The sequence below is a fragment of the Desulfoluna sp. CYM3A genome (genome assembly GCF_056829965.1).
Genome location: NZ_CP186556.1, coordinates 6,384,194 through 6,395,691 on the forward strand (window position 1 = coordinate 6,384,194; position 11,498 = coordinate 6,395,691).

Sequence of the window (11,498 nt, forward strand, 5' to 3'; positions counted from 1 at the left end):
CAGTGTGTGAATCCCCTTCGGATGTATACGCCTTCCGATTTGACTCAGGACACCAGCATCCGTGATGGGGTGGCTTTTGGTGAGAACGGGAGACCCTCGTCTTATTGGATTGCCAATCCGGATAACGGCTACACCTCCTACAGCCTTCCTTCGGCCAGCTTTGCCCAGGTTCCTGCCTGGGTGGGGCACCGGCCCGGGGTGTTCCACTCCTTTATACAGAAGGAGGATGAGCAGGTGAGGGGGATCTCCCTTTTGGCCCGGGGATGAAGTTCTTCCGGACCTTGATCATTATCCTTGATTTTGAGCTGGTGGGCGCCATCGTGGCGGCCAGCTTTCCCGTCTTTATCAAAACCCCAAATGCAGAAGACGCGACTTCGGGCCGTGACATGAACGGAAACGAAGTGGCCGCCGGTGAACTCACACGCCACCAGGATGTGGTTGCGGGGACAATGATCTACGGCAACCCAGGAGAAGAACCCAAGGTTCTGGAAAACGCGACCCGGTAACACATTCCCAGAGTTTGTGGAGCGGATCCTTCGGGGGATCGGGTATTTTTGTGGGGATGCCCTATGAGGTTGTGGCCAAGGATTTTTCAAAAGACGAATTATTCCAGCGCTCGGGCGGCCCTCATGGAAGCGTGGCGTGTTTTTGAATTTTACCAAGAGTGGTCGGTGGATCGATTTTGTCAGAAGGTCTGGGAGATGGTCCTGGAAGAGGCGTGGCTCCGGGGGATGATTACCCTGCCTGCCGGATCCCCTGATTGGGAACCGCACGCACGTCATGCCTATAACATGAGTCATCCTGGATTCCCCAAACGAGGCGAGATCGACCCCCTTAAAACAGCAAGGGCTCACGACCTGGAGCTTCAAAATAATACCAATACACTTGCTGGCATTCTGGCGGAAAGCGGCCAGGATGTGGACGTTGTGCTTGATCAACGCGCACGAGAGATTCGGAAGGAGAAATCAGCCGGGCTCTTGCCTGAGGAGCCTACCCCAGCTGTGAAGAAAGCTAAGGCAGACGCGGCAGATGCCTTGATTGAAGAGACAGAAAAGGAAGAGGAGGCAGCCAATGCCTGAGAGACTGCATGGACGGCCCTGGGCCATCACCACGGATGCCCATGAGGCCATTGTGGCCCTGGTGGAATCCGGCAAGATCGATGCCTCCATGTTTGCCGATGCGGACGGGGATGGCGCGGACCTTGAGGTCATCGACTCCGTGGCGGTGATCCGGGTTGCGGGGGCCCTTCAAGAGGAGCGGACCCGGTACTACTTCTGGCTGGAGCGGGAGAGCACTTATGCGGAAATCCGCGAGCAGGTGGAGGCGGCCCTTGGGGACTCCGGGGTGAAGGCGATCTGCTTCAAGGTGGGCTCCCCCGGCGGGGACGTGGACGGCGTGAAAGAGCTTTCCGACTTTCTCCACCGGGCGGCCCTGGAAAAACCCATTTACGCCTACGCAGACGGCCAGATGTGCAGCGCGGCCTACTGGCTTGCCTCGGTGGCAAAAGAGATCGCCGCCCCTTCCACGGCCCAGGTGGGCAGCATCGGGGTTCGGGCCATGCACGTGGACCGGTCCAAGGCCCAGGAGAAGGGCGGGTACAAGGTGACGTACCTTACCGCCGGGAAATACAAGGCCATGGGCAACCCTTCGGAGCCCCTGGACCAGGAGTCCATCCGCTCCACCGGGTCATCCTTCACGCACCACTCAATTTCATTGATGACGTCGCCCGGAACCGTGGCGTGTCCACAGACAAAGCCCTCGCCATGGCCGATGGAAAAGTGTTCCTGGCGCAGGAGGCCCTGGAGATCGGCCTCATTGATCGCGTGGAGGAGAGCTTTGACACCTTTTTAACCAGAATCAAAGAGAAAGAGGAGGTCTTCGTCATGGAGTACGGAGAGTTTCAGGCAAAACATCCCGATTTGTACACCAAAGCAGTCAGCGAAGGCAGGGAGGCTGCCCAGAAAGACGTGACGGACCAGGTGAAAGCGGAATCCGAGCGGATCATGGGCATCGTCTCTGCCGTCGTGGGGGAAGAGCAGGGCACAAAACTCACCGCCCTGGTGAGCAGTGGGGCCACCGTGGCCCAGATCGAGGCCTTCGGCCAGGTGCTGGGCACGCCCGGGGCAACCGCCGAACAGGAGGAGACCGACGCGGACGGCAAAGACAAGGCAAGCCGACAGGCGATCCTGAACGGGCTTCAGTCGGCGCACTCTGATGGGGTGAGGCCCGAGGCCGGGGCCGACAAGCTGACCACCACGGATGTGGACAAGCAGGCTTCCGCCCTGGCTGCCCTGGCGTAGCCGGAAAATCCCTTTTAAACGTGAGGAGAGAAGATCGATGCAGCAGATGATTAAGCACGGGGATGTGATCAAGGATCGGGCCTTTTTGGGGGACCATCCCGTTATCACGGTGTCCGGTACCTTGAAGCAGGGCAGGGCGTATGTGGCCGGTGAGGTCCTGGGGCAGGTGACGGCGGACAAGAAACTGACCGGGCTGGCCCCGGCGGCATCCGACGGCACCCAGGCGGCCATGGCCATCCTGGCCGGAGACGTGGACGCCAAGGCAAGCGATGAGCCGTGCGTCATCGTGGCCCACGCGGAGGCCGTGGCAGAGGGCCTGGTCTGGCCCGAGGGCATCACGGCGGTTCAGAAGGCGGCGGCGGTGGCCCAGCTTCAGGCCGTGGGTATTTACGTAAAATAGGCCCCTTGGGGGGCATTGATCATAAGGGATAGAGGAACATATGGAAATTGCATGGAGAGTACTGACACGGGCGGTGGAGCAGTTGAAGACCCCGCCCCGGATGCTTCAGGACCTGATCTTTAAAGAGAGGAACACCAACGAAGCGGACACCATTGACGTGGACATCACGGTGGGAGGCCGGAAGCTGGCCCCCTTTGTGACGGACGTGGAGGGCGGCAAGATCGTTTCCGGGTCTACCCGGTCCCAGCGCTCGGTGAAGACCCCGCGTATCCGTTTGAAGGATCCCCTCACCGCCAAGAAGCTTCGCGGCGAGCGCGGCGCAGGGCAGCCTTTTTATGCCTCCGGGCCGAAGTCGGTGGAGGAAGCGGAGCAGTCCAAAATCATGAAGTCCATGAAGGAGCTGAAGGACAAGGTCCTCACCACCCTGGAGTGGATGTGCGCCCAGGCCCTCACCGGCAAGATCATCGTGGAGCAGGACAACGTTGCCTTTGAGGTGGATTACCAGATCCCTGCGGATCACAAGGTGGTGCTTACCGGGGAATCCAAATGGATGGGCGCCGATGCCGACCCCTTGAACGACATTCAGTCCTGGAACGACATGATCGTGGACAAGCTCGGGCGCGGGGCCGCCATCATGATCTGCGGCACCGAGGCGGCCAAGTGGCTCCGGAAGAAGGTGCCCAAGGACGAGTGGATGGACAGGACCAGGACGATCAGGCCGGCCGAGCCGGTCCTGGGGATGTCCTCCAACTACATGGGCAACCTGGGCGGCATTGAGATTTACCGGTACGGATCCTCCTTTGACGACGCCTCCGGGGCACCCCAGAAGCTCATCGAGGCGGACAAGATCTACATGGTGGCCACCGATGCCCGGATCAGCATCGAGTTCGGCAACATCCTGGACCTGGACGCCAACGTGGTGGGCGAGTTCTTCGCCAAGAACTGGAAAGAGAAAGACCCTTCCGTGCTGTGGAACCTGGTGGAGTCCCGGCCCCTGCCGGTTCTCTGGGAGCCGGAAGCGGTTGTGGAAGCGGACGTTCTGTAGACCCTTTTATCCCATTTACAGGCCTCCGGCAGCGTTGCCGGGGGCCATCAAAGGAGCATTCTGTGGCGAGTAAAAAAATCAAACTCAAAGAAATATCCCTGCTGAAAACCGTGAAACATGAGGGCGAATACTATCCTCCCGGTGAGGTGCTGACCGTACCTGAAGACATTGCAGATGAGCTGATCGCCCTGAAAGCGGCGGGGCCTGTGATGGCTGAGGTAGCGGTAAAGGAGTGTGAGCTCCTCGACGTGGACGAATAAGGCGGCAACATGTCTACGCGTAGACATTCCCCCGAAAGGGCTTGAACGAGATGGACGCAACAACCTGGAAGGCCCTTGAGGTCTGCTCGAAGATCATGACCAACCACGGAACCTGGGTGGGGCTTGCCACCCTGGCCCTGGGGCTGTTTGCCGGAAACGGCTGGCAGCTTCGGATCCAGGAGCGGCTGAAGAGCAGCTTTCGGAAAGAGCTGTTCGGCAAGATGGAGACGGGCAAGCAAATCAACGACGCCCTGGACGGCCTCCTCATCGATCTGGATTGCGAGCGCGCCACGGTGTTTCAGTATCACAATGGCAACCAGAACGCGGTGGGGGTTCACTTTGACCGGTGCAGCAACACCCATGAGCGCGTCCAGGTGGGGGCCTCGCCCCTCATGACGACCTTGCAGAGCCTGCCCAACTCCTTTTTTGCGAGCTGGAACACCGAGATGATGAAGATGAAGGAGATCCACTGCCCGGACCTTGAGACGGTTCGGGAGCGGGATTTCGGACTTTACCAGTTCCTGGCGGAGCAGGGCGTCCGCTCCTTTTATCTGGTGGGGATCTTCTCCTTTGACGGGGACCCGGTGGGCTTTGTGGGGATCCCAGCTATCGGAAGGGCACCCGGACCCTGCTCCCGGCGGAGCTGGACCGGCTCCGGGCCACCTCCCTGAAGATCTGCGGCCTGGTGCTGGCCGGGAAGGGGGATGCGTGAGGCTCTCTCTGCTTCGCACGGAAACCTGCGACCAGGGGACCTTCGGGGTGATCATGGCACCGGACGGCAATGTCTACCGCACCCTGGAGCTGCCCTGGCGGGAGAAGGGCCGCACCGCATCCCTGCCGGGATCTATGAGGTGCGGTGGGTGTATTCGCCGAAGTTTGGGTGGTGCTACCAGGTGATGGACGTGCCGGGCCGGACCCACATCAAGATGCACTCGGCCAATTACGGCGGGGACGTGACCAAGGGGTTTCGGACACACCTTCTTGGGGTGCGTGGCCCTGGGGATGTACACCGGGATCTTGGGGGATCAAAGGGCGGTGCTCTGTTCTCGCATGGCGGTGTCTGCCTTCAACCGGGCCCTTAAGCGAGAGCCTTTTACACTGACGATCAAGGAACTTTACAGATGATTGAACTTTTAACGGGCTCGGCCTTTGGCCTTATCGGCTCTGTGGTGACCAACCTTTTCGGCCTGTTCAAGCAGCGGCAGGTGGACAAGCAGGAGGTGACCCTCCGGCGCATCGATCTGGAGGCCATGGACAAGGAGTATGAGTTCCGGGACCGATCGGCCACGCGGGAAGCGGACACGGCCCTTACCCTGTCGGCGGACGTTTTGATGAAGAGGCTTCGGCCACGACGCGGCCAGCTACTCCAAAGGCGTGAAACCCGGGGCCGTGGGATCCTTCCTCCTGGTGCTGGTGGACTTTATCCGGGGGCTTACCCGGTCCGGCCTCACCATCTACCTGATCTGGCAGGTGCACATCACCGGCGCGGCAAGGTCGAGGCGTGCTGGATGGAATCGGGGCTGCGGCCCTGGATGCGGGGACGGCCCTGTCCATCTACCAGGAGGTGGTGAAGATGACCCTCTTTCTGGCATCGGCGGCCATCTCCTGGTGGTTCGGCACCCGGGCCAAAGGGTCACAGGTGAAGCCATGAATTTCCAGGAGCTGGTGGCGCGGGACAACGCGGCCTTTGTGAACCCGGGAGAGTTCGGCACAACCGTGCTCTGGAACGGCAAGCCGGTTTACGCGGATGTGGCGGACGGGGAGGTTGCGAGCACGGATCACCACGGGGTGAACATCCGCACCCGGTCCGTCACCCTGACTTCCGGTGACGTGGCCGTGCCGGTGCCGGAGGAAATCGTGGAGCTGGACGGGAAGGCCCTTCGGGTGAAGTCCGTGGAGGATGAGTTCGGGCTGTTGGAAGTGACCTTTTACAGGAATGAGTCATGAGTGTTCTTCAGGTTTCCATAAGTGACAAGGACGCGGAACGGGCGGAGATGTTTTTGACCTCCTTCGGGGGCCAGGCCCAGGGCGCCATGCGCAAGAGCCTGAACCGGGCCATCACCGGGGTGAAGATGGACGCGGCCCGGGAGGCTGGGAAGGCCTACAACATCAAGCCCGCCGACGTGAAGAAGACCTTCAGGAAGTCCAATGCATCGGGCGCGCGCCGAAGGCCACGGCCACCTTCTCCTGGTGCGGCGGATACCCCTTTACCGGTTCGGCGCGCAACCGGATGCGCCCCACAAAGAGGCGGCCCAAGGCAGGTGTCACCGTTCAAGTGAAGGCCACCCGCAAGGTGGTGCGCGGTGGGTTTGTGCAAATCTAAGCCCCGGCCACGTGAGCCTTTATAAACGGTCTGCCGCGCACCGGCTTCCTATTGGGGGAACTGGACCGCCCGCGAGGTCGACGCTTACAACTGGGCGTTCGGGAGAAACTCCAGGCAAGTGCGGCGGCCCGGTTCTCCAAGCCGGACGACGAAATGAACTACCCGACCACAAGTAGTGATGCCCTTTGGACTGCTCAAAGGAGTGGAGGCCATTCTGGCAGATGGCCTGAAGGAGATTCGGTTCCGGGTTCCCGGTGCCGGCGACCGACGCCGGCCGCCGCGCAAGCCAAAAACAGGGGCAGATTGATTTCCCTTACGTGATCCTTTAGGCCGTCTCCGGGACCGACGAGGACGAAGGCTCGGGAGGTGGGCGGCGAGATCCTCTCGCGGGGATCTACTGGCGGAAGGGGTAGAGGCTGGGGCGAACGTACCCGAACCTTGACCCGGTGCCGGAAGATCGTGCTCTCCAAGCGGCGCACCGAAGACGGCTTGTACACCTTGAAACTTCCGGTGACCTGGGAATGCGGAGATCCGGACGCAAAGTACTTTCAACCCCAGCCCCATGCGGAGGGCGAGATCACCACCCACTGGGAGACCTCGGGGATCCGGCAAACATTAACGGAAGACGTGGAGGCACGTCCTCAACGGCAAGAAAACAACATCAACGGCGGCAAGGGCAAAAAAACGGAACAGGTGGCCTATGTGGGGCCGGAGGTTCGGCAGCCGGTGCACATCAGTCGGTATCAGGTCTTTCGAAACGGCCTGCCCAAAGAGGTGGCGGCCTTTTTCAAGGAGCGGACTGAGCTGAAGCGCTTCATGGTTCCGGTGGAGGCCCTTGCCTCGGCCATGGCCGACCTCAACAACCCTGAATCCCTTCCGGCCCGGGATACGCCGAAGCCAAAGGAGCCAGTAATCATGACATACAGACACGGTGTTTAAACGACGCATCGGCAGATGCCCATGTCCATCACGCCGCCCCGGAGGGTGTCTGCCTCATTGCCGGTGGTGGTGGCACGGCCCCCGTGCACCTGGCCAAGGGCGGGGCAGGGCCGGTGAACAAGGTGACCATGGCCTATACCTACGCAGAGGCCGTGGAGCTGCTGGGCTATTCCGACGCCTGGGAGAAGTACACGCTTTGCGAGTTCATCTACTCCCACTTTGCGCTGTTCGCCCTGGCCCCCATTGTCTTCATCAACGTCTTTGACCCGGCGGTTCACAAGGCCGATGTGGCCGAAGGCGCGGCCACCTTTGCCGATGACGAGATCAAGCTGGACCACGGGGACCTCCTGGGGCCGGTGGTGGTGACCTCTTCGGAGAAAGCCCTCACCACCTACGTGGAGAACACCGACTATGAGGTGGACCGGGTTGCCGGGACCATCAAGCGCATCCCTACCGGCTCAATCAAGGCAGGGGCCACCGTCAATCGAACCTACACCTATGCGGATCCGTCCAAGGTGACGGCGGCGGATATCGTGGGCGGGGTGGATTCTGAAACCGGGGCCCTCACCGGCCTGGAGCTGGTGAACGAGGTGTTCCCCAAGTATCGCCTGGTGCCCGGGCTCATCGTGGCCCCGGGCTGGTCTTCGGCCTCCACGGTGTCGGCGGTGATGACGGCCAAGGCCAAAACCATCAACGGGCTGTTCTCCTGCAAGGCGATTATCGATATCGATGACGCCACCGTGACCCGGTACAGCGACGCCCCGGAGTACAAGAACCAGAACAACCTCACCGACCCGGCCCAGGTGGTCTGCTGGCCCAGGGTGAAGCTGGGCACGAAGACCTTTCACATGTCCACCCAGCTTGCCGGGCTCATGGCCAAGGTGGACGCGGACAACGAGGACATCCCCTACGCCTCGCCTTCCAACCACAACTTTCAGATGGACGCCATGGTGGCTAACGGGGAAGAGGTGTGGCTTCAGCCGGAGCAGGCGAATTATTTGAACGGCAACGGCATCGTGACGGCCCTGAACTTCATCGGCGGGTGGAAGTGCTGGGGCAACCGGACGGCCTGCTACCCGGCCAATACCGACCCCAAAGATTCCTGGATCTCAGTGAGCCGGATGTTCACCTGGGTGGGCAACACCCTGATCCTGAGCCACTGGTCCAGGGTGGATGCCCCGGCAAAGCGGCGGCTCATCGAGACCATCCGGGATTCTGCCCAGATGTGGCTGGACGGCCTGGTGTCCCGGCAGTTTCTCCTGGGCGCGCGGGTGGAGTTCCAGGCCGATGAAAACGCGGTGACGGACATGATGGACGGGATCTCCCGGTTCCATGTCTACATGACGCCCCCGTCTCCTGCCCGGGAGATCGACTTCATCCAGGAGTACGACCCGGCCTACTTTTCAACCCTTTTCGCTTAATTTTCGCTTAACAGGTTTTTGGATGTCTACGCGTAGACATCCCTAAACCCACACAGGAGTGCGCGCATGAATACCCCTGAAGTATTGACCAACTTTCGCCTCTATTACGGCGGCGCCAAGGACATGATGGGCGTGGTGGACGTCACCGTGCCGGACATCGAGCCCCTGAACGCCTCCCTCAAAGGGGCCGGTATCCTGGGTGAGATCTCGGTTCCCATCCTCGGGCACATCGGGGCCATGGCTATGACCATCAACTTTCGGACCATCAGCCAGGACGTGAACCTCTTCAACATGCCCGTTCCCCACGTGGTGGATTTGCGCGGGGCCATGCAGGTCCAGGACACGGCAAGCGGTGTGCGGAAGGTGATGCCCGTGCGGATCTCCGGCCAGGGTTCCACCAAAAAGACCAGCTTCGGCAAGTTTGCCGTGGGGGAAGGCAACGACTCCAGCGTAGAGCTGGAACTCACCCGCTTTAACCTCATGATCGACGGGAAGGAAAACATCCTCATCGACAAGCTCAACAACCTTTACGTGGTAAACGGCGTGAACTGCCTGTCTGACGTGAACAAGGCCCTGGGGCTGTAACGATCAAACCGATGTCTACGCGTAGACATTCTTGAAAAAGGAAAAACCACGATGGAAATCAAACTGAAAAAAGCCATCACCTTTGAAGGCAAAGAGATCAAGACAATCAACCTGGACCTGGAGGGGCTCACGGGGGAGGACATGGCGCAGGCGGAGAGGGAGTACCTTGCCATGGGGGGCCAGATGACGAGCCTCACCCTGAGCCATGCCTACTGCCACTGCCTTGCGGCCCGTGCGGCGGATCTTTCCGTTGAGACCATCCGGTCCATGTCGGCCAGGGACAGCACGAATATTGCCATGGAGGTGCAGCTTTTTTTGCACGGTATGGAAGACCAAGTGCCCGGCAGATCCGCTTAGCGTGCCTGGACATGGGCAAGGCAACCCGGACGGGGGTGGCATTCTTTTACCAGATGCCCTTTCCCGAGCTTTTTGAATGGATCACGGATTTGAATGAGAAGGCGTAGGCGATGGGATCACGGGTATATGACATAGCGTTTAAGCTGAACGGTTCGGTGGCTCCAACGTTTAAGGGATCGATGCTCAGTGCGTCCCAGACGGTGGGCGCACTGGGGCAGAAGATCAGCCAGCTTGAAAAATCCAAGGCCAAGGTGGACCGGTTTGGATCGCTGAAAAAGGAGATCCAGGAGACGAGCGAGGCTTTGAGGCCCAGAACGAGAGCAAGGCCCTTGCCGCTCAGCTGGCCGCCACCGCAAAGCCCACCAAGAAGCTTCAGAGCCAGTTTGACGCGGCGAACCGTAAGGCTAAGAAACTGAAAACGTCACTGGGGGAGCAGAGGACCTCCCTTTCCGAGCTTCGGCGGGAGATGGCCTCTACCGGAATCAAGACGGGGCAGCTGGTGATGCACAACCAGAAGCTGGCCCAGTCCATCGACCTTGCCCGACGCAAGCAGGACAAGCTTCAGAAGCTCATGATGAAACAGAAGGCCGTGAAGGACAAACGCGCCAACATGCAGGGCCAGCTGTTTGACGCTGTGGCCCTGGGAGCAACGGTGGCGGCTCCTGTCATGATTGCGGCCAATTTTGAACAAAGCATGGCTAAGGTGAAATCCCTTACCGGAGCCACCGGCAAAGACTTCCAGGCCTTGACGGCAAAAGCGAGGGAACTTGGATCAACGACCTCCTTCTCAGCCAGTGAAGCAGCTCAGGGCATGTCATATCTGGGCATGGCTGGTTTTGATAGTCAGCAAATCATCTCTGCTATGCCGGGCGTGCTTAACATGGCCAAGGCCGGTGCCGTAGAGCTTGGCGTCGCATCAGATATTGCGTCAGATATCATGTCCGGTTTTGGCTTAGAGGCCTCTGAGATGGACCGTGTTTCAAACGTCCTCACCCGGACCTTCACCAGTTCCAACACCTCCCTGGAGATGCTGGGCGAGACTATGAAGTATGTAGCGCCTGTTGCGGCGAAAGCTGGAATGTCCCTTGAAGAGACCTCCGCCATGGCCGGGCTCCTTGCCAACGTTGGGATCAAAGGAAGCATGGGGGGCACTACCTTAAAAAGTATGGTTTTGGGGCTTTCCGCGCCGTCAACCGCAGCACTAAGTACACTCCGGGAGTTGGGTGTCCAGGCCACAAACATGGAAGGTAATCTTCGGAAGCCTGCACAAATTTTAGCAGATCTATCCGAATCACTAAACGGTATGGGTAATGCCGAGAAGTTGGATGTAATCAGTACCATATTTGGCAAGGAACCGGCGTCTGGTTTAACGGAACTGCTCTCTCAGGCAGGGAAAAAGGGCATCACCGAATACACAAAAAAAGTGAAAGACGGAGAAGTTACCGCCCAGTCCATTGCTAATATCATGGACAACACAACCGTCGGAGCCCTTAAAAATTTTGGTTCTGCATCAGAAAGCCTCGCCATAACTTTTGGAAACACCCTGACACCTGCCATCTCAGGTACGGCTCAATCCCTTGCCTTTATTGCACGCAAGCTTACTGCCGCATCAGAAAAGTACCCAACAGTCACGAAAGTAGCGGGGATGCTGACAGGCGGTACCATTGCCTTGACTGCTGCAACAGTTGCCGCAGGGTATGCCTGGACTTTTGTGTCTGGAGGTCTGTTAAGGGCAAAGACGGCCTATCAGCTCATCAACAAACATCTCACACTATCAAAAATGAAAACCATAGCCCTGGCCGGAGTTCAAAAGGCAGCGGCCATCGGCACCTAGCAATACGTAACTGAACGAAGCAACAGGCACATAA

17 protein-coding genes and 1 pseudogene are annotated in these 11,498 nt (G+C 59.4%); all 18 read left to right on the forward strand.

What is annotated here, in order from left to right; translation table 11 throughout:
• Nucleotides 1-21: 21 nt before the first annotated feature.
• The 18 genes and pseudogenes from ACOYW1_RS32070 (at nucleotide 22) to ACOYW1_RS32155 (ending at nucleotide 11,464) form a co-directional block, all read left to right on the forward strand.
• A pseudogene (locus ACOYW1_RS32070) lies at nucleotides 22-506 on the forward strand (phage portal protein).
• A 123-nt stretch (nucleotides 507-629) separates the two neighbouring features.
• Nucleotides 630-1,079 (forward strand): hypothetical protein, encoded by a 450-nt coding sequence (locus ACOYW1_RS32075; protein WP_482421161.1) that lies wholly within the window; start codon nucleotides 630-632, stop codon nucleotides 1,077-1,079.
• Nucleotides 1,072-1,851, forward strand: coding sequence for a S49 family peptidase (locus ACOYW1_RS32080; protein WP_482421162.1), 780 nt, complete (start codon nucleotides 1,072-1,074; stop codon nucleotides 1,849-1,851). Before ACOYW1_RS32075 ends, ACOYW1_RS32080 begins: the two co-directional genes overlap by 8 nt.
• Nucleotides 1,764-2,300, forward strand: a complete 537-nt coding sequence (locus ACOYW1_RS32085; RefSeq protein ID WP_482421163.1) for a hypothetical protein — start codon at nucleotides 1,764-1,766, stop codon at nucleotides 2,298-2,300. Before ACOYW1_RS32080 ends, ACOYW1_RS32085 begins: the two co-directional genes overlap by 88 nt.
• 37 nt (nucleotides 2,301-2,337) lie before the next feature.
• Nucleotides 2,338-2,700 (forward strand): head decoration protein, encoded by a 363-nt coding sequence (locus ACOYW1_RS32090; RefSeq protein WP_482418979.1) that lies wholly within the window; start codon nucleotides 2,338-2,340, stop codon nucleotides 2,698-2,700.
• Between the two features lie 40 nt (nucleotides 2,701-2,740).
• Nucleotides 2,741-3,745 carry a major capsid protein gene (locus ACOYW1_RS32095; RefSeq protein WP_482421164.1) on the forward strand — a complete coding sequence of 335 codons (1,005 nt, stop codon included), beginning with the start codon at nucleotides 2,741-2,743 and terminating at the stop codon, nucleotides 3,743-3,745.
• Between the two features lie 62 nt (nucleotides 3,746-3,807).
• Complete coding sequence (locus ACOYW1_RS32100; RefSeq protein WP_482418977.1) at nucleotides 3,808-4,005, forward strand: DUF7210 family protein; 198 nt, start codon at nucleotides 3,808-3,810, stop codon at nucleotides 4,003-4,005.
• A gap of 50 nt (nucleotides 4,006-4,055) precedes the next feature.
• Nucleotides 4,056-4,676 (forward strand): hypothetical protein, encoded by a 621-nt coding sequence (locus tag ACOYW1_RS32105; protein ID WP_482421165.1) that lies wholly within the window; start codon nucleotides 4,056-4,058, stop codon nucleotides 4,674-4,676.
• A 37-nt stretch (nucleotides 4,677-4,713) separates the two neighbouring features.
• Nucleotides 4,714-4,902, forward strand: a complete 189-nt coding sequence (locus tag ACOYW1_RS32110) for a hypothetical protein (RefSeq protein ID WP_482421166.1) — start codon at nucleotides 4,714-4,716, stop codon at nucleotides 4,900-4,902.
• Complete coding sequence (locus tag ACOYW1_RS32115) at nucleotides 4,866-5,087, forward strand: hypothetical protein (RefSeq protein WP_482421167.1); 222 nt, start codon at nucleotides 4,866-4,868, stop codon at nucleotides 5,085-5,087. The genes ACOYW1_RS32110 and ACOYW1_RS32115 overlap by 37 nt, the downstream gene beginning before the upstream one ends.
• 39 nt (nucleotides 5,088-5,126) lie before the next feature.
• Entirely contained in the window at nucleotides 5,127-5,576 is a 450-nt protein-coding gene (locus ACOYW1_RS32120; protein ID WP_482421168.1) for a hypothetical protein, read from the forward strand.
• Between the two features lie 76 nt (nucleotides 5,577-5,652).
• A complete protein-coding gene (locus ACOYW1_RS32125; RefSeq protein WP_482418975.1) occupies nucleotides 5,653-5,952 on the forward strand; it encodes a hypothetical protein in 300 nt (99 codons plus the stop codon).
• Nucleotides 5,949-6,284: a hypothetical protein gene (locus ACOYW1_RS32130; protein WP_482421169.1), complete on the forward strand. Its 336-nt coding sequence runs from the start codon at nucleotides 5,949-5,951 to the stop codon at nucleotides 6,282-6,284. The genes ACOYW1_RS32125 and ACOYW1_RS32130 overlap by 4 nt, the downstream gene beginning before the upstream one ends.
• A 410-nt stretch (nucleotides 6,285-6,694) precedes the next feature.
• On the forward strand, nucleotides 6,695-7,267 hold the full coding sequence (locus ACOYW1_RS32135) for a hypothetical protein (protein ID WP_482421170.1): 573 nt from the start codon (nucleotides 6,695-6,697) through the stop codon (nucleotides 7,265-7,267).
• 83 nt (nucleotides 7,268-7,350) lie between these two features.
• Nucleotides 7,351-8,688: a phage tail sheath family protein gene (locus ACOYW1_RS32140; protein ID WP_482421171.1), complete on the forward strand. Its 1,338-nt coding sequence runs from the start codon at nucleotides 7,351-7,353 to the stop codon at nucleotides 8,686-8,688.
• 66 nt (nucleotides 8,689-8,754) lie between these two features.
• Nucleotides 8,755-9,273: a phage major tail tube protein gene (locus ACOYW1_RS32145; RefSeq protein ID WP_482418969.1), complete on the forward strand. Its 519-nt coding sequence runs from the start codon at nucleotides 8,755-8,757 to the stop codon at nucleotides 9,271-9,273.
• A 51-nt stretch (nucleotides 9,274-9,324) separates the two neighbouring features.
• Entirely contained in the window at nucleotides 9,325-9,630 is a 306-nt protein-coding gene (locus tag ACOYW1_RS32150; protein ID WP_482418968.1) for a phage tail assembly protein, read from the forward strand.
• Between the two features lie 466 nt (nucleotides 9,631-10,096).
• Nucleotides 10,097-11,464 carry a phage tail tape measure protein gene (locus tag ACOYW1_RS32155; RefSeq protein ID WP_482421172.1) on the forward strand — a complete coding sequence of 456 codons (1,368 nt, stop codon included), beginning with the start codon at nucleotides 10,097-10,099 and terminating at the stop codon, nucleotides 11,462-11,464.
• Nucleotides 11,465-11,498: the final 34 nt, after the last annotated feature.

Bases quoted from the DNA above. Each gene is read 5' to 3' on its own strand.
- ACOYW1_RS32075 (WP_482421161.1), top strand. From the start codon at position 630: ATGGAAGCGTGGCGTGTTTTTGAATTTTACCAAGAGTGGTCGGTGGAT.
- ACOYW1_RS32080 (WP_482421162.1), top strand. From the start codon at position 1,072: ATGCCTGAGAGACTGCATGGACGGCCCTGGGCCATCACCACGGATGCC.
- ACOYW1_RS32085 (WP_482421163.1), top strand. From the start codon at position 1,764: ATGGCCGATGGAAAAGTGTTCCTGGCGCAGGAGGCCCTGGAGATCGGC.
- ACOYW1_RS32090 (WP_482418979.1), top strand. From the start codon at position 2,338: ATGCAGCAGATGATTAAGCACGGGGATGTGATCAAGGATCGGGCCTTT.
- ACOYW1_RS32095 (WP_482421164.1), top strand. From the start codon at position 2,741: ATGGAAATTGCATGGAGAGTACTGACACGGGCGGTGGAGCAGTTGAAG.
- ACOYW1_RS32105 (WP_482421165.1), top strand. From the start codon at position 4,056: ATGGACGCAACAACCTGGAAGGCCCTTGAGGTCTGCTCGAAGATCATG.
- ACOYW1_RS32120 (WP_482421168.1), top strand. From the start codon at position 5,127: ATGATTGAACTTTTAACGGGCTCGGCCTTTGGCCTTATCGGCTCTGTG.
- ACOYW1_RS32125 (WP_482418975.1), top strand. From the start codon at position 5,653: ATGAATTTCCAGGAGCTGGTGGCGCGGGACAACGCGGCCTTTGTGAAC.
- ACOYW1_RS32130 (WP_482421169.1), top strand. From the start codon at position 5,949: ATGAGTGTTCTTCAGGTTTCCATAAGTGACAAGGACGCGGAACGGGCG.
- ACOYW1_RS32145 (WP_482418969.1), top strand. From the start codon at position 8,755: ATGAATACCCCTGAAGTATTGACCAACTTTCGCCTCTATTACGGCGGC.
- ACOYW1_RS32150 (WP_482418968.1), top strand. From the start codon at position 9,325: ATGGAAATCAAACTGAAAAAAGCCATCACCTTTGAAGGCAAAGAGATC.
- ACOYW1_RS32155 (WP_482421172.1), top strand. From the start codon at position 10,097: ATGGCCTCTACCGGAATCAAGACGGGGCAGCTGGTGATGCACAACCAG.